Origin of the sequence: Paractinoplanes abujensis, from assembly GCF_014204895.1 — a bacterium.
GTDB classification, from domain to species: Bacteria; Actinomycetota; Actinomycetes; order Mycobacteriales; family Micromonosporaceae; genus Actinoplanes; species Actinoplanes abujensis.
This window is the reverse complement of sequence record NZ_JACHMF010000001.1, coordinates 6994298-7013773: the sequence shown is the minus strand read 5'-3', so window position 1 is coordinate 7013773 and position 19476 is coordinate 6994298. Positions and strand designations below refer to the sequence as shown.

At 70.3% G+C, this 19476-nt stretch carries 11 protein-coding genes; 3 read left to right on the top strand and 8 right to left on the bottom strand.

Annotated features, from left to right (window positions below):
- Positions 1 to 110: 110 nt before the first annotated feature.
- Positions 111 to 947: an MmyB family transcriptional regulator gene (locus BKA14_RS32120; protein WP_184954524.1), complete on the top strand. Its 837-nt coding sequence runs from the start codon at positions 111 to 113 to the stop codon at positions 945 to 947.
- A 4-nt stretch (positions 948 to 951) separates the two neighbouring features.
- On the opposite strand, the gene BKA14_RS32115 is transcribed toward BKA14_RS32120, so the two are convergent.
- The 4 genes from BKA14_RS32115 to BKA14_RS32100 form a co-directional block, all read right to left on the bottom strand.
- The gene (locus BKA14_RS32115; protein WP_239093184.1) at positions 952 to 1833 is read right to left on the bottom strand and encodes a class I SAM-dependent methyltransferase; all 882 of its coding nucleotides are present in this window, start codon (positions 1831 to 1833) and stop codon (positions 952 to 954) included.
- 976 nt (positions 1834 to 2809) lie between these two features.
- Positions 2810 to 4027: an aminotransferase class V-fold PLP-dependent enzyme gene (locus BKA14_RS32110; protein WP_184954523.1), complete on the bottom strand. Its 1218-nt coding sequence runs from the start codon at positions 4025 to 4027 to the stop codon at positions 2810 to 2812.
- Complete coding sequence (locus BKA14_RS32105; protein WP_184954521.1) at positions 4027 to 5334, bottom strand: pyridoxal-phosphate dependent enzyme; 1308 nt, start codon at positions 5332 to 5334, stop codon at positions 4027 to 4029. Before BKA14_RS32105 ends, BKA14_RS32110 begins: the two co-directional genes overlap by 1 nt.
- Positions 5331 to 6785: a Y4yA family PLP-dependent enzyme gene (locus tag BKA14_RS32100; protein WP_184954520.1), complete on the bottom strand. Its 1455-nt coding sequence runs from the start codon at positions 6783 to 6785 to the stop codon at positions 5331 to 5333. The genes BKA14_RS32105 and BKA14_RS32100 overlap by 4 nt, the downstream gene beginning before the upstream one ends.
- A 332-nt stretch (positions 6786 to 7117) precedes the next feature.
- Between BKA14_RS32100 and BKA14_RS32095 the strand changes: the two genes are divergently transcribed.
- Together BKA14_RS32095 and BKA14_RS32090 are read left to right on the top strand one after the other, a co-directional pair.
- On the top strand, positions 7118 to 9130 hold the full coding sequence (locus BKA14_RS32095) for a glycerophosphodiester phosphodiesterase family protein (protein WP_203722513.1): 2013 nt from the start codon (positions 7118 to 7120) through the stop codon (positions 9128 to 9130).
- A gap of 74 nt (positions 9131 to 9204) precedes the next feature.
- Complete coding sequence (locus BKA14_RS32090; RefSeq protein ID WP_184954518.1) at positions 9205 to 11004, top strand: YncE family protein; 1800 nt, start codon at positions 9205 to 9207, stop codon at positions 11002 to 11004.
- A 61-nt stretch (positions 11005 to 11065) separates the two neighbouring features.
- Here the strand turns inward: BKA14_RS32090 and BKA14_RS32085 are convergent, their stop codons facing one another.
- The 4 genes from BKA14_RS32085 to efeB all read right to left on the bottom strand — a co-directional run bounded on the left by BKA14_RS32085 (position 11066) and on the right by efeB (position 19443).
- Complete coding sequence (locus tag BKA14_RS32085; RefSeq protein WP_184954517.1) at positions 11066 to 15835, bottom strand: ExeM/NucH family extracellular endonuclease; 4770 nt, start codon at positions 15833 to 15835, stop codon at positions 11066 to 11068.
- Between the two features lie 221 nt (positions 15836 to 16056).
- A complete protein-coding gene (locus BKA14_RS32080; protein WP_239093182.1) occupies positions 16057 to 17628 on the bottom strand; it encodes a DHA2 family efflux MFS transporter permease subunit in 1572 nt (523 codons plus the stop codon).
- Between the two features lie 144 nt (positions 17629 to 17772).
- Complete coding sequence (locus BKA14_RS32075) at positions 17773 to 18159, bottom strand: BlaI/MecI/CopY family transcriptional regulator (protein WP_184954513.1); 387 nt, start codon at positions 18157 to 18159, stop codon at positions 17773 to 17775.
- Positions 18160 to 18207: 48 nt separating this feature from the next.
- Complete coding sequence (efeB, locus tag BKA14_RS32070; RefSeq protein ID WP_184954511.1) at positions 18208 to 19443, bottom strand: iron uptake transporter deferrochelatase/peroxidase subunit; 1236 nt, start codon at positions 19441 to 19443, stop codon at positions 18208 to 18210.
- Between the last annotated feature and the right edge of the window lie 33 nt (positions 19444 to 19476).

Below are 19476 nucleotides of genomic sequence, written 5' to 3'. Positions count from 1 at the left end.
GTCCCCTTCGTGGGATGAATGAACAACACCCACTCTGCGCCGGGCCGGGCGCGTCAGGCAGAGGATGACAACCCCTGCCTGACCCGGCCCGGCGGCGGCAGACTGGGCTGGTGAACCTCAAGGAGCTGGGCGTCTACCTACGATCGCGGCGCGACCGGATCCGGCCCGCCGACGTGGGTCTGCCCGCCGGCCCCCGCCGCCGGGTGCCCGGGCTCCGCCGCGACGAGGTGGCCCAGCTGGCAGGAGCCTCGGTCGAGTACTACATCGAGCTCGAGCGCGGGGCCGGCTCCCAGCCGTCCGAACAGATGCTGGCCGCGCTGGCCCGGGCCCTGCGGCTCACCGGAGACGAACGCGACCACCTGTTCCACCTGGCCGGCCGGGCCCCACTGCGCAACGGCCCGGCCGCACACACCCACCCCGGCCTGGCCGACCTGCTCGGCCGCCTCACCGACACACCGGCCCTGGTCATCACCGACCTGCACGTGACTCTTGTGCAGAACCCGCTCGCGGTCGCCCTGCTCGGCCCGCACGATGTGCACCAGGGGCCGGACGCCAGCTTCGTGCACCGCTGGTTCACCGACCCCGAAGCGCGGCTGCTCTACCCTCCGGCGGACCACCCGGCACAGTCCCGGGCCTTCGTCGCCGACCTGCGAGCGGCCGCCGCCCGCCGTGATCCGCGAGATTCCGACGTACGCACCCTGGTGTCCACGCTGCTCGCGAAGTCGCCCGAGTTCGCGCAATTGTGGGCCGACCACGACGTGGCGTTCCGGCGCGACGACCGCAAACGCCTCATCCACCCGGCGCTGGGCCTGCTCGAGGTCAACTGCCTGACGCTGTTCAGCGAGGACGGCCGGCAACGCCTCCTCTGGTTCACGCCCGCCCTCGGCACCGACAGCGCCGAGCGGCTCGCCCTCCTGGCCGTGATCGGTACTCAGAGTTTCCCGTGAAACGTCACGCGACCGCGGCCAACGCGGCGTGCCGGCCGTCGCGCCAGAGCAGGCCGGCCTCGCGAAACCCGGCCGCCCGCACAGCGGCACCATGCCAAGCCACCGACCCGGCGAAGTCGGCCGGCGGCCGATCACGGAAGACGTCGGCCCGAAGCTCCATGAGCCGCGCGAACTCCGGCGCCTCACCCACCTCACCCCACCACTGAACCCAGGCCAACTCAGCGGCCGCCTCCCCCGGCGCGGGGTTGAGGGCGCTCATCAACGAGGGCAGGCCGTCGTCGGGCATGAGGTCGGCCACCACCAGCAGGCCGCCGGGGGCCATCACTTGATGACAACGCCGGTAGAGGGCGCGGATGCGCTCGGGGCGCAGATAGTGGACGGTCATCACTGCCGTAATCAGGTCATAGCCGTCGCTCGCCGCCGAGCCGTGGGTCGCCTCCGAGCGACCGCCCGCCGCCAGGCCATTGCCCGACGCCCAGCTGCCGGTCGCGTCCAAACCGTTGCTGCCCGCCGCCGCCGACCCGGCATCTGCTGACCAACCGTTGCTTGCCGCCGGAAGGAGCGCCGGGAGTGGCTCGCCCAGGTCGGCGGTCAGCACCGACACGGCCGGTGGGACGCCGTCGCGGGCCAGGGCCAGCAGCACCGGGTCGATGTCGACCATCGTGACCGCGGCCTCCGGCCAGCGCGCCGACATGCGCTCGGCCACCACCCCCGGGCCGCCGCCGAGGTCGAGCACCCGGAACGGCGGGCGACCCAGCGCGGCGTCGGCGGCTACCGCGATCGCGGCCTCCAGAGCGGACAAACCGGGGACGAACCCGGTCATCACCTCATCCCAGGCAGCCCGCCACCGGGCGGAGTCGAGCGTCGTCGTCGGCATACGGCCCATTTCGGCAGACTACAGAGAAACGACATCCATTTCCAACAACCAGGCCGTGCCGTCGCAACACCTGCCCGCAGGCCCGCGCGGCCCTCACCAGCGGGCGGCCGTGACAGCAGGCGCGGTGGTGGCGCGGCGGCGCGGGAGTCGTGGCGCGGCGGCACGGGGGTGATGGCGCGGCGGCGCCGGAGTGGTGGCGCGGCGGCGCCGGAGTGGTGGCGCGGCGATGCCGCGGGGCGCGGGAGTGACGCGACGCCGGTGGCCGCGGGGCGGCGCGGCGGCGGTGCCCGCGGGGTGACGCGGCGGCTGACACACAGCGCGGCAGGTGACGCCGCGGCGGCGCAGGAGTGGTGGCGCGGCGGCGCGAGAGTGGTGGCGCGGCGGCGCCGGAGTGGTGGCGCGGCGATGCCGCGGGCCGCGGCGGCGGTACCCGCGGGATGGCGTGGCAGCTGAGACACGGCGCGGGAGCGGTGACTCGGCGGTCTTAGGGCGGCCGCGCGGGGAGTGACGCGGCGCCGGTGCCCGCGGGCCGCGGCCGCGGTACCCGCGGGGTGGCGCGGCGGCGGTGACGCGGCGCGGGAGCGGTGACGCGGCGGTATTGGCGCGGCGGCGCAGGAGATGACGCCGCGTTGCCCGCGAGGTGGTGCGGCGATGCCCGCGAGGTGACCCGGGGGCGCGGTGACCCGGGGCGGCGACGCGGCGGCTGTGCCGGACGGAGACGGTGCGGCGGCGGTGACGCGGCGCGGTGGTTTGGCGTCGCGTTGACGTGGCGGTACTGCGGTGCCGGGGTAGCGGCGGCTCGGCCCGGGCGAAGCGGCGGTACGGCGGTACGGGGTGGCGGTGGCGGTGGCGGTGGCGGTGGCGATGGCGATGGCGATGGCGATGAAACGGCGGTATTGCGATGCGGGGGTAGCGATGACCCGGGGGTGGTGCGAGCACGGCAGCGGTCGCCTGGCGGAGGCGAAGCGGTAGCGCAGCGAACGGTTCAGTCGAGGGCTCTGAGCACCGAAAGCAGCCGATCCACCTCGGCCGGCGTGTTGTAGACGTGCAGGCTCACCCGTACGGAGGAGGTCTTTTCGCCCTGGCTGCCCTGGCAGTGGTCGTCGGCCCGGACGAGCAAGCCGTCGGAGGCGAGGATGAAGCCGAGGTCGTTGGAGCCGATCTCGCGGTGCCGGAACGTCACGATTCCGTGCCGCTGCTGGACCGTCGAGCCTGCGGTCAGACTGTTCTGGCATCCCAGCACCTCGTAACTGTTCAGGGTGGACAGCCCGGCGGTGAGCCGTCCGCCCAGCGCGATCAGGTAGGCCGAGATCCGGGAGAGCCCCACGGAGGAGAGCCAGTCCATCGCCGCGGCCAGGCTGACGATCCCGGCCGTGTTGGGGGAGCCACTCCACCCGGCCGGCTGGAATGCCGGGCCGCGCTTGTTCGCGGCCCACACCGCGCCGATGCCGGGCAGGGCCATCGCTTTGTGGCCGGAGAAGACGATGAAGTCGACGTCCAGCGCTTCCGCCGAGATCGGCATGTGCCCGAAGCTCTGCGCCGCGTCCAGACAGATGGCGATGTCGGGTCCGGCCGCCGCGCGCAGGCGGTGGATGTTCATGTCGTTGCCGTAGACGTGATGCACGTGGGTGGCCGCGATGAAGCGCGTACGCGGTCCGATCGGCAGCCGGGCCACGTCGTAGTCGTGGGCGGCGTCGTAGGGCATCGGCCGTACGGTGATCCGGACTCCTTGCCGTTCCAGCAGCGCGACGGCGTCCAGCCAGGGCACCAGGTTCGCGCTGTGGTCCGCGAACGGCACGATGATCTCGTCCCCGTCCGACAAGTAGGAAACGAGCCAGTCCAGGGCCACCGTACGCAACCCCGCCGTGGTCCCGTCGACGAAGTGAACGCCCGAGGTGTCCCGAGCGGGGAGGCCGGAGGCGGCGGTGAAGGGTGACAGGGCGGCGCCCCGCGCGCCCAGGAAGCGCCGTACCTGGTCGCGGGCTTCCTCGATGCGGGCCGTGGTCCGGTTGGCCCACGGATACGTGCCCCGCGCCGCGTTGGCGTTCTCGCTGGTCAAATAGGCCATCACCGCGTCCAGCACCGCTTGGGGCTTCTGGGAGGTGGCCGCGCTGTCCAGATAAGCCACCCCGGGGTTCCCCGTGAGCAGCGGGAATTGCGACCGTACGCCGAGCTGCCAGCCGGTCTCCAAGGTCAGCGTCATCAGTCACGCACCAGCCGCGCGCCGGCGTCGCGCCACGCGATGATGCCGCCCGCGAGTGACCGCACTTCCGGATGACCCATGCGTAGCAGCAGCGCGGCGTAGCGGGCCGATTTCTCGCCGACCGGGCAGACCAGCAGCACCGGCTGGCGCCGCCCGAACGGCAGTCCACCGTGGAGCAGTTCGGCGAACAGCTCGTCCACGATGTTGATCGAGCCGTCGATGTGCAGTGCCCGGTACGCGTGCGGGTTGCGCAAGTCGATGATCAGGCCGGGCCAGCGCGACGCCTCCTCGACACCGACCGTGGGCGCCGCTGCGATTTCCTCGACGGTCAGGACCCGTACGTCGTTGGTCCTCGGCGGCCGCCCGAAAAGCGCGGGCCGCCGGTCGCGCAGGTAGCTCAGGTAGCTTTCGACCCGGTCGCAGACGATGAACACGGCCGTCTTACGCGTGGTCAGCGTGGCGTCGAGTGCGCGCAGGTGGCGTACGGCTCCTTGATAGGCGCCGCCCCCGGTGGGCCCGGCCGGGGTGCCGCAGCGGCGCACCAGCGTGAGCAGCCCGTCGATGGCGTCGTCGGAGGTGATCGTTTCGAGGGTGTCGTAGACGCCGGGGTCGAACAACCCCACCTCGTGCACCTCGTCGATCGTGCGGATGCCCGGAATGAAGTCGCTCTTCGCGGCGACCAGGCCGATCACCCGGACGTCGGGGTCGTGCTGACGCAGCGCGCGGGCCACCCCGGTGGACGAGCCGGCCGTGCCCACGCAGGCCACGAAGTAGTCGGGTGCGCGGCCGTCCAGGTCCTTGACGATCTCGGGCCCGGTGCCGTGCAGGTGGGCCTCGATGTTGCGCTCGTTGAAGTACTGATCGGTGTGCACGTATCCGCTGCCGTTGTCGCTGAGCGTGCGGTGCATGCGTGAGAGGGGGTCTTCGGTGTCGGTCGGGTCGAGGCATTCGGCCTGCCCGGGCAGCTCGTCGATCTCGGCCCCGAGCAGCAGCAACAGGTCTTTGATCTCGGGGACTTTCATGCGGTTGGTGACGCTCTTGAAGGGCAGGCCGTACATCCCGGCGATCAGGGCCAGCGCCTTGGCCGTGTTGCCGCTGGAGAGTTCGACCACGGTGTCGCCGCGCTCGGTGGCGCCGGTCACCAGCGGGCGGATCATCTGCAGGGCCGCGCGGTCCTTGACCGAGCCGAACGGGTTGAGCAGTTCCATCTTGGCGTACAGGTCGATGTTGACCAGGCCGTGCACCGCCGGGTCGATGCGCACCAGCGGCGTGTTGCCGATCGCCTCGGTCAGGTCGTCGTATCTCATGCTGCCTCCGTGCGCTCGTGGACGGGCCAGTACTGCTCGTCGAGGCACCAGCCCCACCGGCCGCCGGTGGAGTAGAGGGCGACTTTGCGGCCGACCGGCTGGTGCAGGGCGCGGGTGGCGCTGAAGTCCATGAAGTAGCCGGCCGTGTTGACGAAGGCGAGCAGGTCGCCGGGCCGGGGCCGGGCGGGCAGGGTCACCTTGCGCCGGGTGATCAGGTCGGATTCCAGGCAGAGGTTGCCGAGCAGGTACACCTCGGTGGGTGCGGGCGGCCGGTCGCCGGCCCCCACGAGCACGGGGTCCATCAGCACTCCGTGTTCTTCCAGGCTGACGTCGCGGGCGTTCATTTCGAGCCGTACGAGGGTGTCGCCGTCGCCGGGACGCACTTCGAGCACCCGGGCCAGCACGAGCCCGCACTGGTCGAGCAGGGCCCGGCCGGGCTCGATGTCGAGGTCGATCATGCTGTCGAGCAGCAGCTCACCCAGCGGCCGGCGCTGCGCGGGGGCGGGGGTGGCCAGCAGCTGGTCGAGGTAGCCGGGCCCGGAGACCGGCCGGTGCGCGGGGTAGAGCCCGAGCGCCCCGCGCAGGGTGCCGCCCTCGTTGCGCAGCCCGTAGCCGTGCCCGTTCCAGGTCATCGGGGGTCGCCGGCCGAGCACCGCCTGGGCCAGTTCCGAGGTGTACCGCTCCCATTGGCCGGCCCGGGCGAGGTAGTTGACGCCGAACCCGCCGCCGATGTCGACCGACCAGACCGGCACGCCCCGGTCGCGGCATTCGTCGAGCGCGGCCAGGCAGCCTTCCAGCGCGAGCGCCTTCTCGGGCAGTCCGACGGTGTCGAGGTGGTAGGCGACGCCGACGAGTTCCAGCTGGTCGGCGTGCTTGTCGAGCCGGCCGAGGGCCTCGGTCAGCTGGTCGGCCGGCACCCCGAACCGGCTGCGGCGGCTGATCAGCTGCACTCCGGGGGAGGCGAACCCGGCCAGCCGCACCATCACCCGTACGCGGGGCTGGCGGTGGGCCTCGACCAGGGCGGCCAGCTCACTCAGCTCGTCCAGCGAGTCGGCGTTGACGAGCACGCCGGTGCGCGCGGCCAGCCAGAGGAATTCCCGGTTCTTGGGCCCGGTGGCGATGATCCGGTCGGGGGTGAAGCCGGCCCCGAGGGCGTGCTGCAGCTCGGCCAGCGACGCGACGTCGACGCCGGCCTCGGTGCCGGCCAGCCGCCGCAGCAGCGCCGCGGAACGGTTCGCCTTGTGGGCGAAATAGATGTGTCCGCGTAGCCGATGGGTGCGATAGACCGCTCGGAAAGACTCCACATTGGCGGCCAGGGCATCCGGCAGCACGATGTTGAGCGGTGAGCCGAGTCCGTCTGCCAACTGGTGCAGGAGCGCGTCCTCGGCGAGAACCGATTGGATGACCGGTTCGATTCTGGGGGTCAGCTCAAGTGGACTTGAATCGGTCACGTACGACTCCCCGGATGGCCGTTTGTGCAGGTCAGTGCGGGCTTTGTCGCCGATCGCGGCGTTGCGACGTTTTCTCAACGTAACCGATGCCGGGACCCCTCGCCAAGGGGTGTCAATACATTCGGTGATCCCTTCGATACAGATTTAAATGTCAATACTTGTGTCCTTGATTCGGCATCCGTCTAACTGTCGTCGCTTGTGCATGTGTGCATTCATTCACGCTTTCCGACCACGCTCGGCGACGTGCCGCGGGCCGGAGTTGCCGATAGATGGCCGCCATCGGTTCACATAGACGTAGCCCGATTGTCGTGCCCGCCACACACGCTGGCCGCATGCGCATACCCGTCGCCATCCTGCTCGCGGCCGGCGTTCTGGCCGTTCCCAGTCCCGCCGCCGCCGGTGGGGCCAAGACCTTCGACCTGCAAGCACACCGCGGGGGCCTCGGCCTGCGCGTCGAGAACACGCTCGCCTCGTTCGGCAATGCCCTGCAGCTCGGCGTCAGCACCCTCGAGCTCGATGTGCAGATCACCGAGGACGGCCGGGCCGTGGTCACGCACGACCGCCGGGTCACGGGCACCAAGTGCCGGGACACCGCACCCGTCACGGCCGGCGACCCCGAGTTCCCGTACGTGGGCAAGTACGTGAATACGCTCACTCTCGCGCAGGTCCGGACGCTGGACTGCGGTTCGCAGACGCTGGCCGACAAGCCGGGCCAGCTGGCCGTGCCGGGCGCCCGCATGCCGCTTCTCAGCGAGGTTTTCGCGCTGGTCAAGCGGTATCGGGCGGACCGCGTGAAACTCAACGTGGAGACCAAGGTGGAGGCGGGGGCGCCCACCGAGACCGCCCCGCGTGAGCAGTTCGTGCGGGTGACCGCGGCCGAGATCCGCCGGGCCGGGCTGCTGCGCCAGGTCACGATCCAGAGCTTCGACTGGGGCGCGCTGATGCGGATGCGCCAGGTCGAGCCGCGACTGCCGCTGGTCGCTCTGACCAACTTCGACTTCCTGCAGACCGGTCAGCCGGGTGCGTCGCCGTGGCTGGGCGGGATCGACATCGACGACTTCGGCGGCGACCCGATCCGGGCGATCAAGTCTTTCGGCGCCTCGGCGTTCTCACCCGTGCACGGCTTCCCGCAGAACGGCACGGTCACCGACCCCGGCTACCGGCCCTACGTCACTCGCGAGATGGTCAGGCGGGCCCACGCGTACGGGATCAAGGTCGTGCCCTGGACGGTGGACGACGTGCCGACCATGACCAAGCTGCTCGATGACGGCGTCGACGGCCTGATCACCGACTACCCCGACCGGCTGCGCACACTGCTCGCGGCCCGGGGTTACCGGCTGCCCCAGGCGTACGCGTCGCCGTTCGACGTGCAGGCGCACCGCGGCGGCCGGGCCACGCGCCCCGAGAACACGCTCCCCGCCTTCGCGAACGCACTGGCCAACCCGGCGATCTCCACCCTGGAGACGGACACCGGGGTGACGGCCGACGGTCGCCTGGTCATGCTGCACGACCGCACGATCAACGGTTCGCACTGCGTCGACACCGCGCCCGTCACCTCTGGTGACCCCCTTTTCCCGTACGTGGGGAAGGTTGTCCACAAGCTGACCCTGGCACAGATCAGGACGCTGGACTGCGGGTCGAAGGTCGTGCCGGGCCAGGTAGCCGTGCCGGGCGCGCGGATCCCGACCATCGAGGAGTTCTTCGCACTGGTCAAGGGCAGCGGCCGTACGGACGTCCGGATGAACATCGAGACCAAGATCAGTCCGCTGGCCGCCGACACCGCGCCCTACCAGGTCTTCACGACCAAGCTGGTGCGCGCGATCAAGGCGGCCGGGCTCGAGCGGCGGGTGACGATCCAGTCGTTCGACTGGCGCACGATCCGTCTGGCCCGGCAGCTCGACCGCCGGATCGAGACGGTCGCGCTGATCTGGCAGTACGGCCCGGCCGAGTGCGCCTCGCTCGCCGACGAGTGCTCGCTGCGCGCGGTCTACGACGACCCGAAGGTCAAGAGTCCGTGGACCGGCGGCCTCGACTGGTGGCACTACCGCGACCTGGGCGCACTTGTCCGGGCCGCCGGCGCGTCGACGGTCTCGGCCAACTGGCAGGTGCACGACCCGGCGCAGGGCACGATCGCCGACGACGACTGGTATCTGCGGCAGAACCCGGCCTACTTCCACGGCCCGGTCGTGGCCACGCTGCAGGACCGTTACGACCTCAAGGTCGTGCCCTACACCGTCAACGACGCCCCGACCATGCAACGCGTCATCAACCTGGGCGTCGACGGCCTGATCAGCGATGACCCCGAGCTGCTGATCAAGGTAGCCGTCCAGAACGGCCTGCGCTGACTTCAGGGCTCCTCCAAGATCGACAGTTCGCGTACCCTGTGCCGACTGTTCCTTCTTAGGGGAGCCCTCTGAAAATGCGCAAACTTCGCGTCGCCCTCGTGGCGGCCGGTGTCGCCTGCTCGGCCGCCGTCGTCGTCGCGATCGGCACGGGGTCGGCCTCGGCCGCCGACACCGAGCTGGCCGACGGCCGCCTGCTGACTGTCGAAGGCGTTCCCGGCGACCTCCTGGTCGACCCGCTCCACAAGCATGTGCTGGTCAGCGACCCGTTCGGGGGCAAGCTGATCGTCACCGACTATCGCGGCGCGGTGGTCAGCACCCGGACCGGCCTGCCGGGCGTCTCCGGGCTCACGCTCTCGGCCGACGCGAAGACGCTCTACGCGGCGGTCGCCGACGCGCACGCGATCGTCTCCTTCGACGCGGCCACGGTCACCGAGCAGGTGCGCTACTCGGTCGACCCGAAGATCTTCCCGAGAACCGTCGCCACGATGGGCCGGCAGATCTGGTTCGGCTACGACGGCGACGCGGCCGGTTCGTGGGCCGGCAACTTCGGGGTGCTGGAACCGGCCGACCGGGTGCTGCGCGTGCACGATCCCCAGTCCGACGGCACCTCGTTCACCGGGTCCCCCGCGCTGCTCACCTCGCCCACCGTGCCCGGCCGGCTGATCGTGGCCGAGGCCTCCACCCAGATGAACGCCAACGGCAACCTGGCCACCTACACCATCGCCGCCGACGGCACCGAGCAGCATCAGGGCACCGCCCGGTTCACCGACGACTTCCTGCGGGGCGCGGTGGTCACCGCCGACGGCGCCGGGCTGATCGGGTGGAAGAACTGCCGCCTGTGGAAATCCGCGGTGGCGACGCCGCACCTGCGCACTCCCGCCTACGCGGAGACCTGCGAGACCGCGAACAGCGTCGACGCCGGCCCGGACGGGCGGGTTGCGATCGGGTGGAACAACTTCGACATCGGGACCGACGTCTCCATCTATCCGCGCGGCTCCGAGACCGCGGCCCAGAAGTTCGTGCTGCCGTCCACCCAGGCCGACCGCGGCCCGGACAACGTCGACCTCGTCGCGTGGCAGCCGGACGGCCCACGGCTCTTCGTGCTCAGTCACAACAGCGAACACGAGTACCGGCTGTGGGTGGCCAACGACCCCGACCCCCGGCCGACGGCCACGACCCCGGCCCCGACCACCCCGGCCCCTCAGCCCAAGCCGACCTCCACGACCCGGGTCCCGGTTTCGCTCACGGTCGGCGGCCAGGGCACGGTCAGCAAGTACGGCTCAACGGTGAACCTCACGGCCAGAATCGGCGACCCCGGTCTGGTGGTCGAGATCTGGGCCGACCCGTGGGGTGGCGACCTGCCGATGCGCCTGGTCACCCGGGCCAAGTCGAACAGTGCGGGAATCGTCTCGGTGCCGGTCAAGATGACCCGCAACACCACCGTGTCGGCCAAGTTCACCGGTGACGCGGCCCGGCTGCCCAAGGAGGTCAAGGCGACGCTCTACACAGAGGTATCGGCCAAGATCGCCGTGACGCGGCACTACAAGACCACCAAGCCGGCCGCGATCACCTACGCCTACTTCCGCAAGTCGGTCTCGCCGTACTTCGCCACGACGATGACCGCCTACCCGGGTCGCAAGGCGCAGTTCGTGGTCGAGATGTGGGTCACCGACCGGTGGCGCCCGGCCCGCGGGTTCTCCCCGAAGACGACGCCCCTGGACAAGGCGGGCAAGTCGTACACCACCCTGGGCGGGAGCCACCCGACCGGCCAGATCTACCGCGCACGGGCCTTCTACTCGGACGGCGTCAACGGGAACGACAACGTCAACTACATGACGTCCAGCGCACCGATCTACTTCCTCTTCACCAACTGAGGCCCGCGTACGCCGAACGCCCCCGCCTCCAGTGTGGAGGCGGGGGCGTTCGCGTGTGCCGCTACTTGGTGATCTTCGCTGTGTAGGACTGCTTCACCGAGTCGTTGCCGGCTCGGTCGGTCGCCCAGTAGGTGACCTTCAGCGTGCCCTTCTCGACGCCCCGGAGGCCGATGCTCCACACGCCCAGGACGGGCAGCGGTGCGTCGGTCAGGACCTTGGCCTTGGCCGCGGCGTCGGTCTGCGAGGACGCCTTGACCCACTGGGCGCCGTCGAAGTAGTGCCACTGACCCGAGCGCTCCTGGATCAGCGTGGCCGAGACCGTGGCCACGCCCAGGCCGGTGTCACTGGCCAGGCCGTTCAGCGAGCGCCAGGCCGAGGCCGAGGACGGGATCAGCGGCGGCACGAAGCGCACGCCGGGGGCGTACGTGTCGGCCGTGACCTTGACCGAGCCGGCCTTGACGGCCGTGCCCGCACCGGCCGCGTTGTGCGGCGTGACCGTGACCGTGAAGGTGCCGGCCTTGGTGTAGGTGTGCGAGATCAGGGCGCCGTTGGCCGACATGTCGGACGTGGCGCCGTCACCCCAGGCGATGACCAGCTTCGAGGCGCCGCTGACCTTGCTCACCGCGAGCACGGTGGTCTGCCCGGCCCAGATCGACTGCGGGGCCAGCAGATACACGCCCTTGGGCTGCGCCGTGACCTTGACGACCGCGGCGCCCTCGATGGTGGCCGCCGCCTGGTTGCCCGCCTCGTCGGTCAGCTGCACCGAGACGGTGTAGTCGCCGGCCTTGGCGTACGTGTGGGTCAGGCTCTCCGACGTGGTGCCGTCACCCCAGGACACGACCTTCTTGATCTTGTCGGCGGCGCTGACGTCGTCGCCCAGCGCGACCGGGGTCAGCGTCATCGGCTGGCCCGGCCAGAGCGCGGTGGCGCCCAGCTCGAACGTGCCGGTCGGCGGCGTGGTGTCGGCCGGGGTGGCCGTGCCGGGCGTGCTGCGCGCCACGGGGTCGGCGGTGACCGGCGAATTCGCGGCGAAGTAGTTGACCAGCATGGTGAGGTCGTTGTCGCCGGTGGTGACGCGGTTCGTGCCCTGTCCGAGCGTGGTGAAGTTGTCGCCACCCGCGGCCAGGAACGAGTTCGACGTGACCCGGTAGGTGCCCGTCGGATTGAGCACGACGCCGTTCAGCTTGAGGCTGGAAGCAATGATCTTCGAGCCCCGCGGCTGGTTCACGTCGTACGAGTAGGTGAGGCCCTTGGACGAGCCGAGGTGCAGCACCGGGCGGGACGCGCCCGCCGGCTGCCACTGCTCCTCGAGCACCTGCTTGATCTGCGCACCGGTCAGCGTCTGGGTGACCACGTCGTTGGAGAAGGGCTGCACCGAGAACGCGTTGGCGTAGGTGACCGTGCCGTCGGTGCCGTAGAGCAGGTCGGCCCGCAGCCCGCCCGGGTTCATGAAGGCGATCTGGGCCCCACCCCGGCCGGCCGCGCTGGTCTGGCTGAGCTGGACGTCGGCGATGAAGTTGCCCAGCACGGATTCGGCGCCCCGGTCCTCGGCGCCCGCGGCGCTGTAGGCCCGCTTGATGTCCGCCGTGATCTTGCCCAGCGGCCGCTTGCCCAGCTCGTCCGCGGTGACCTTGGCCTTGGCCACGATGTCGGCCACCGCGGCGTCGGCCGGGTAGCCGGTCACGTTGAGCAGCTCGGCCGTCGAGTTGGTGACCGTCTTGGTGGCCGGGTCGACGGTGAGCACGGCCTTGCCGACCCGCAGTCCGTAGTCCTCGGCCTGGATCACCGGACGGGTCCGGTCGGTGCCGGGGACGGGAACCTCGAACGCGTACGGCTGGTGGGTGTGCCCGCTGAAGATCGCGTCGATCTCGGCGCTCACCCGGGTGAAGTCGCCGAAGACCGGGTCGGCCTGCAGCGCCGCCGCCGAGCCGATGTTCTCGGTCGCCGCACCCTCGTGGGCCAGGAGCACGAGCACGTCGGCCTCGCCGTTGGCCTCGTTGCCGTCGGAGAGCTGCGCGGCCAGGGTGTTGGCCTCGGCCACCGGGTCGCGGAACTCGACGCCGGCGATGCCGTCCGGGCTGACCAGCGCCGCGGTCTGCTCGGTGACGACGCCGATGTAGCCGACCTTGACCCCGCCCAGCGTCTGCACGCTGTAGCCGGGCAGCACCCGCTCGCCGTTCTTGTAGACGTTGGCCGCCAGATACGGGAAGTCCGCCCGGTCCTCGACGCGACCCTGCAGGTCGGCCAGGCCCTTGTCGAACTCGTGGTTGCCGACCGCCGAGACGGCCAGCTTGCCCGCGTTTAGCACGTCGATCGTCGGGTTGTCATCGTCGATCGCGGAGATGAACGTGGACGCGCCGATGTTGTCACCGGCCGAGATCCACGCGGTGTTCGGGTTGGCCTTGCGTAGCTCGTTGACCATGCCGACGAGCTGGGCCGCGCCCCCGTTGCCGGCGGTGGGCGGCTCGAGGCGGCCGTGGAAGTCGTTGATGCTGAGCAGCTGCAGGTCCACCGGGCCGGCGTTGCCGGTCCTGAGGCCCACGACGACCGGGTCGTGGTCGCTGGCCCGGTACGGGTCGGCGCTGTAGAACGGCGCATAGCCGTCGTACTCGTAGGCGAACGACTCGACCGAGTTGATGTTCCAGACGTCCACGCCGGTCACCTTCGACGCCAGCGAGGCGCTCGCGAGGGCATGGTCGAGCGAGCCCGACTCACCACCGAAGACGTACGACTTCTCGTCCGCGCCCGCGATGTTCCGGTATCCCGCGTCGGCCAGCACCTGGATCGGGTCCTCCTGGCTGTACGCGTTGAAGTCGCCCAGCAGGAGCACGTCGTCGGTGCCGAGCGACTTCACGAACGTGGCCAGCGCGGCGGCCTGCCGCTTGCGGTCCCCGTTGTACGCGCCCTGCCCGTCCCCGGTGTCCACGTTGTCACCGCTCGGCGGGGTCGACGCGCTCTTGGACTTCAGGTGGTTGGCGACCACGGTGAAGGTGGCCGTACCGGCGGTGAAGGTCTGCGCGATCGGCTCCCGGGCGTTCGCCCACACCGACTCGTCGTTCACCGAGCGCGCGGCGCCCTTCGGGGTGACCGCGGCCGGCTTGAAGATGATCGCCGTGGTGATGAAGTCCTGCTGCTCGGGGCCGGGCAGGTCGGCCGGCGAGCGCACGTAGTCCCACGTGCCCGCGCCGTCCTTCGCGTTCAGCGCGCCCACCAGCGTCTTCAGCGCCACCTGGGGGTCGTCGGGCTCGAAGCGGACCGAGTTCTCGATCTCCATGAGCGCGACGACGTCGGCGTCCAGCGCGCTGATCGCCGAGACGATCTTTGCCTGCTGCTTGGCCAGCGCGGCCGCGTCGGTGGCGCCGCGGGCCTCGCCACCGAAGTGGACGAAGTAGTTGAGCACGTTGAAGCTGGCCACCCGGAGGTCACCACCGACGTCGGCCGGAGCCGGCGTACGGGGATTGGTGTCCTTGAACGTGGTCTGCAGGGCGGCCGGGTCGACCGGCTGCAGGCGCCACTCGCTGAAGCCGAAGCTCAGCACGCTCGGGCCGAACTTCTCGACGGTGTCGCCGACCCGGATGGGGTTGTCCTTGGTCAGGTACGCGGGCGCGAGCCCGGCCTCGGCCAGGTTGGTGGTGCGGCCGTCGTCGACCAGGATCCGGCGGGCCTTGTTGTCGGCCTTGATCGCCAGGGCCTCGGCCGAACCGGGGCGGGCCAGGTCGGTCGGGATCGGGGCGACCTCGTTGCCGGCGGCCAGGATGATCTCGCCGTACCGGTTGGTGTTGTAGACGTCCGCGACCGTGTACGCCCCCACGGGCGCGACCAGCATCGACTCGACCGACTCGCGGGCCGCGTCGGCCAGCGGCAGGCTCAGCGCCACCGGGGCGGGCAGCGCGACGCCGCTCGCGCAGACGGCGGTGTCACCCTGGGCCGTGGTGGTGATCTCGGTGAGCCCGTTGAACTCGGTGACCGTGCCGGTGACCCGTACCCGGTCGCCGATCTTCACCGTCGGCGCGTTGGCCACGCTGGTGCCGAAGTAGACGAAGACGGCGTCCGAGGCGGTGCCGGCCGTGACCGGGCGGTCCCCACCGGTGCCCGCGGTCTGCACGTAGACGCCGTTGTAGCCACCCGTACGGTGGTCGGCGGTCACGACACCCTCGACGGTGACCTTGGTGTTGGCCACGGGGGTGGCCGCGCCGGTGCCCTGCACCTGGGCGATCGTGTGGGTCACGGCCGTGTCGCAGGAAGCCGGCTCACCGGGCTCCTCAGGCGTGTTCTTGTTCAGAACGCCGAAGGAACTGGCCGCCGGGGCCTGCCATGTGCCGTCGAGCTTCTGCAGCGAGTGCCCGACGGGCGTCGAGGCGATCTCCGAGACACCGATGTCCGTGCTGGTCAGACCGTTGGCCGGGCCGCCGGTGCCGGTCATCACGCCCTCGTAGCTGAGGAACTCGGCGACCGAGCCGTCCGGCTTGACCAGAGCCACGCCGTCGGGCGCGCCGTTCTGGATGCCGTCCGCCGGGTAGTTCTGGACGACCACACCGGCCGCCGGCACGGCGCCGCTGAGCGTGGCCGTGTTGTAGGCCGCGCCGCCGTTGCCGTTGTAGAGGACGATCTGCCAGCCGGTCAGGTCGGTGCCGGCCGGGGCCTGCACCTCGACGGCCTCACCGGTGTCGGTGCCGGCGTTGTCGTAGTGGATCTCACTGATGAACGGGTCGCCCGGCGCGGCGGCCACGGCCGGTCCGGCCAGGCTCACGCCGATCGCGGTCGCGAGCGCGGCGGCGCCGATCGCTCGGAGCGCCGCCGCGGACGGGCCGCGGCGCAAATATCGATGCATGGAAGATTGTCCTCCGGAAGCAGGTGATCCGCCGGAGGCTAGGGAAGCCGCATGACGATCGATTCTCGTTCGGGTAACGGTTAAGCATTGCAGCAGGTGAATGCCCGGTATACAGACCCTTATCGATCGTTTTGGCGGTACTCGTTGTCCGCCTTTGTTACAGGCTTATGGAAACGCCCCGCCTCCCGGAACGGAAGACGGGGCGGAAATGCGAATAGTTCTCAGTGCATGAGGATGGGCGCCTCGACCGCGGGCTCGCCCGGCGCTCCGGGCGGGGTCGCCCGGCGCTTGCGCGGCAGGAACGCGATCGGGATGAACGTCGCCAGCACCAGCGCAAAGCCGACCCAGAACGTGGTCGAGAACGAGTCGGCCGCGAACTGCAGGCCCCGCTCGATGATTTCCGGCGGCGCCGGAATGTTCGCACCGTGGTTGTTGGCGATCGCGATGTCCGCCTCGGTGAACGTCTCACCGGTCTGCGGGTTGACCGCCCCCGGCACCTCGGGCGAACCGTTGAGCCGGCTGGTCAGGATCACCGACATGATCGCGGTGCCGATCGAGCCACCGATCTGCTGCAGGATGTTGACCAGCGTGGAGCCGCGGGCCACCTCGAGCGGCTGCAGCGTCCGCAGCGCCGAAGTCATGATCGGCATCATCGTGCCGCCCATGCCCAGACCCATCACGAACAGCGAGCCGCACAGGAACAGATACGACGTGTCCGTGCCGACCTGGGTGAACCCGAAGAAGCCGACCGCGATCAGCGTCATCGCGAAGGGCACCGTGCGCCCGACCGGGATCTTGTCGGCCAGCATGCCCGCGATCGGCATGGTCAGCACGGCGCCGATGCCCTGCGGGGCCATCAGCAGACCGGCGTCGAGGGTCGACTCGCCCCGCACCTGCAGGAAGTAGCTCGGGAAGAGCAGACCGGCGCCCATGAACGCGATCACGAAGACGAACAGCGAGATGCTCGCGACGCTCAGGTTGCGGTTCTTCAGCAGCCGCAGGTCGAGCAGCGGGTGCTTCGGCTTGAACGAGTAGATGACGAACGCGACGACCAGCACCGTGCCGATCAGCATCGTCGTCCACACCTTGGTCGCCGTGATCGTGCCCTCCTCGGGCAGCGACGAGACGCCGTAGAGGAACAGGGCGAGACCCGGCGACAGCATCAGCATGCCGACGAAGTCGAACGCCTCCGACTTGTGCGGCTCGTCCTTGGGCAGCGCGAGCTGCGCGTAGATCAGGCCGATGACGCCGATCGGCAGGTTGATCAGGAACACCCAGTGCCAGCTCGCGGCCTCGATCAGCCAGCCGCCCAGGATCGGGCCGCCGATCGGGCCGAGCAGCATCGGCACGCCCAGCACGGCCATCAGCCGGCCGATCCGCTCCGGGCCCGCGGCCCGGGTCATGATCGTCATGCCGATCGGCATGAGCATGCCGCCGCCGAGGCCCTGCAGGACCCGGTAGGCGACCAGCTGCTCGATCGAGCCGGCGGTGGCGCAGAGCACCGAGCCCGCGGTGAAGAGCAGCAGAGCCAACATGTAGAGACGCTTGGTGCCGAACCGGTCGGCAGCCCATCCGCTCAGCGGGATCACCGTGGCCAGCGCCAAGGTGTATCCCGTCATGGTCCAGGCGACCTGTGCGTAGGTCGCGCCGAACTCGCTCTGGAAGGTCGGAAGGGCGACGCTGACGACGGTGATGTCGAGGATCGACATGATCGCGCCGAGCACCACCACCCCGGCGATCTTGAGCACCGCGGCGTCGAGCTTGCCCGGAGGCGCGGCGGCTTGATCGGTCACGAGAGAACTCCCCCAGCTCTTTTGCCCGTTTCCGGGCAGCGCGCAGCCGATGCCGCGCACAGAAACGTCCATGCTGCCACTGATGCGTTACCGGCAGCATCCCGCTTTCAGCATGCCCTCAGGTAGCGAGTCACCCTGACGGTTTCAGTCGGCGGAGGGATCTTCCTGCAGAAGTTCACGCAGCAGGCGCTCGTCGTCCGCGCTGAGGTTGGCGACAAAACGGCGTAAGACCGTCGCTCGGTCGGGTTCGACCGCCATCAACCGGCTCATCCGGTCTGCGACCAGGCCGGCCGGGGCGCTCAGGGCGCCGTATCGAAAGGCCCGTCCGTCCCGATGACGGGCCACTGCGCCCTTCTCGAACAAACGCGTGAGAGTGGTCACAACGGTGCTGTATGCGAGCGATCCGTCCGGTTCGAGAAGATCGCGGACCTCGCCGGGGGTCAGGGGCCGCACCGCGGTGTCGAGGACCGTCATGATCTCGGTCTCCAACTGGCCGGGCCTGCGCCGGCCACCCCCCGCCGGTGTGGTCATCCCCCGAACCCTATCGATGAATCCTGTGCGTTCGATGAGCCATCGCTGTCACGTGAACAGCGAGCGACCCCAGAAGTCGTCGGCCGCGAGCAACCCGGGCGGGCAGGCGAACAGTCCGCTCGACACGTGCCTGATGTATTCGTTCAGCTCGTCCTGCCGGGCCAGCCGCATCTGCACCGGCACGAACTGGCGGCGCGGATCCCGCTGGTAGGCGATGAAGAACAGCCCCGCGTCGAGCCGGCCCAGCCCGTCCGAGCCGTCGACGAAGTTGTAGCCGCGACGCAGCAGCCGGGCGCCGCCGTTCTGCGTCGGATGGGCCAGCCGCACGTGAGCGTTGGTGGCGATCACCGGCTCGCCGTCATCCCCCCGTACGGCGAAATCAGGCTCGTCGAACTCGCTCCGGCCGGTCAGCGGGGCACCCTCGCCCTTGTTCCGGCCGAAGATTGTCTCCTGCTCGAGCAACGACGTACGGTCCCACGGCTCGACCAGCATCCGGATCTTGCGGGTGACCAGGTACGACCCGCCGGTCATCCAGTCCGGTCCGTCACCGGCGCGCACCCACAGGTGATCGTCCAGCAGCGACGTCTCCTCGGCCTTGAGGTTGGCCGTGCCGTCCTTGAAGCCGAACAGGTTGCGCGGCGTCGCCTGCGTGGTCGAGGTGGACGACGTACGCCCGAACCCGAGCTGGGACCAGCGGACGCTCACCACGCCCATGCCGATCCGGGCCAGGTTGCGGATGGCGTGCACGGCCACCTGCGGATCGTTGGCGCAGGCCTGCACGCAGAGGTCGCCGCCGGACAGGGCCGGATCGAGGGTGTCGCCCGGGAACTTCGGCAGGTCGGCCAGCGCGGCGGGCTTCTTGTCGCGCAGGCCGAACCGGGAGTCGAACAGGCTGGGGCCGAAGCCGATGGTGAGGGTGAGATCGGCCGGGGGCAGCCCGAGCGCCTCGCCGGTGTCCTCGGGCGGCGCCTCGGGCAGGCCGCCGACCGCCCCCAGGGCGCCGGCCTCCTTGCCCTGGGTCATCCGGGCCGCCGCGGCCGTCCACGACTGCAGCATGTCGACCAGTGCGGCCTTGTCCTTGGTGATCACGTCGAACGCGACGAAGTGCAGCCGGTCCTGCGCGGGCGTGATGATGCCCGCCTGCCGCTCACCGTAGAACGCGATCCTGTCCGCGCTTTCCTGCGCCGCCTCGCCGTTCGCCGTCGAGCGCCACGCGACCGCACCGGCCGTCGCGGCACCGACCACGCCGGCGCCGGCCAAACCGATCACCTTGCGCCGCTGCATCTCATGCCTCCGCCTGTCGCTCGCCTACCTGTC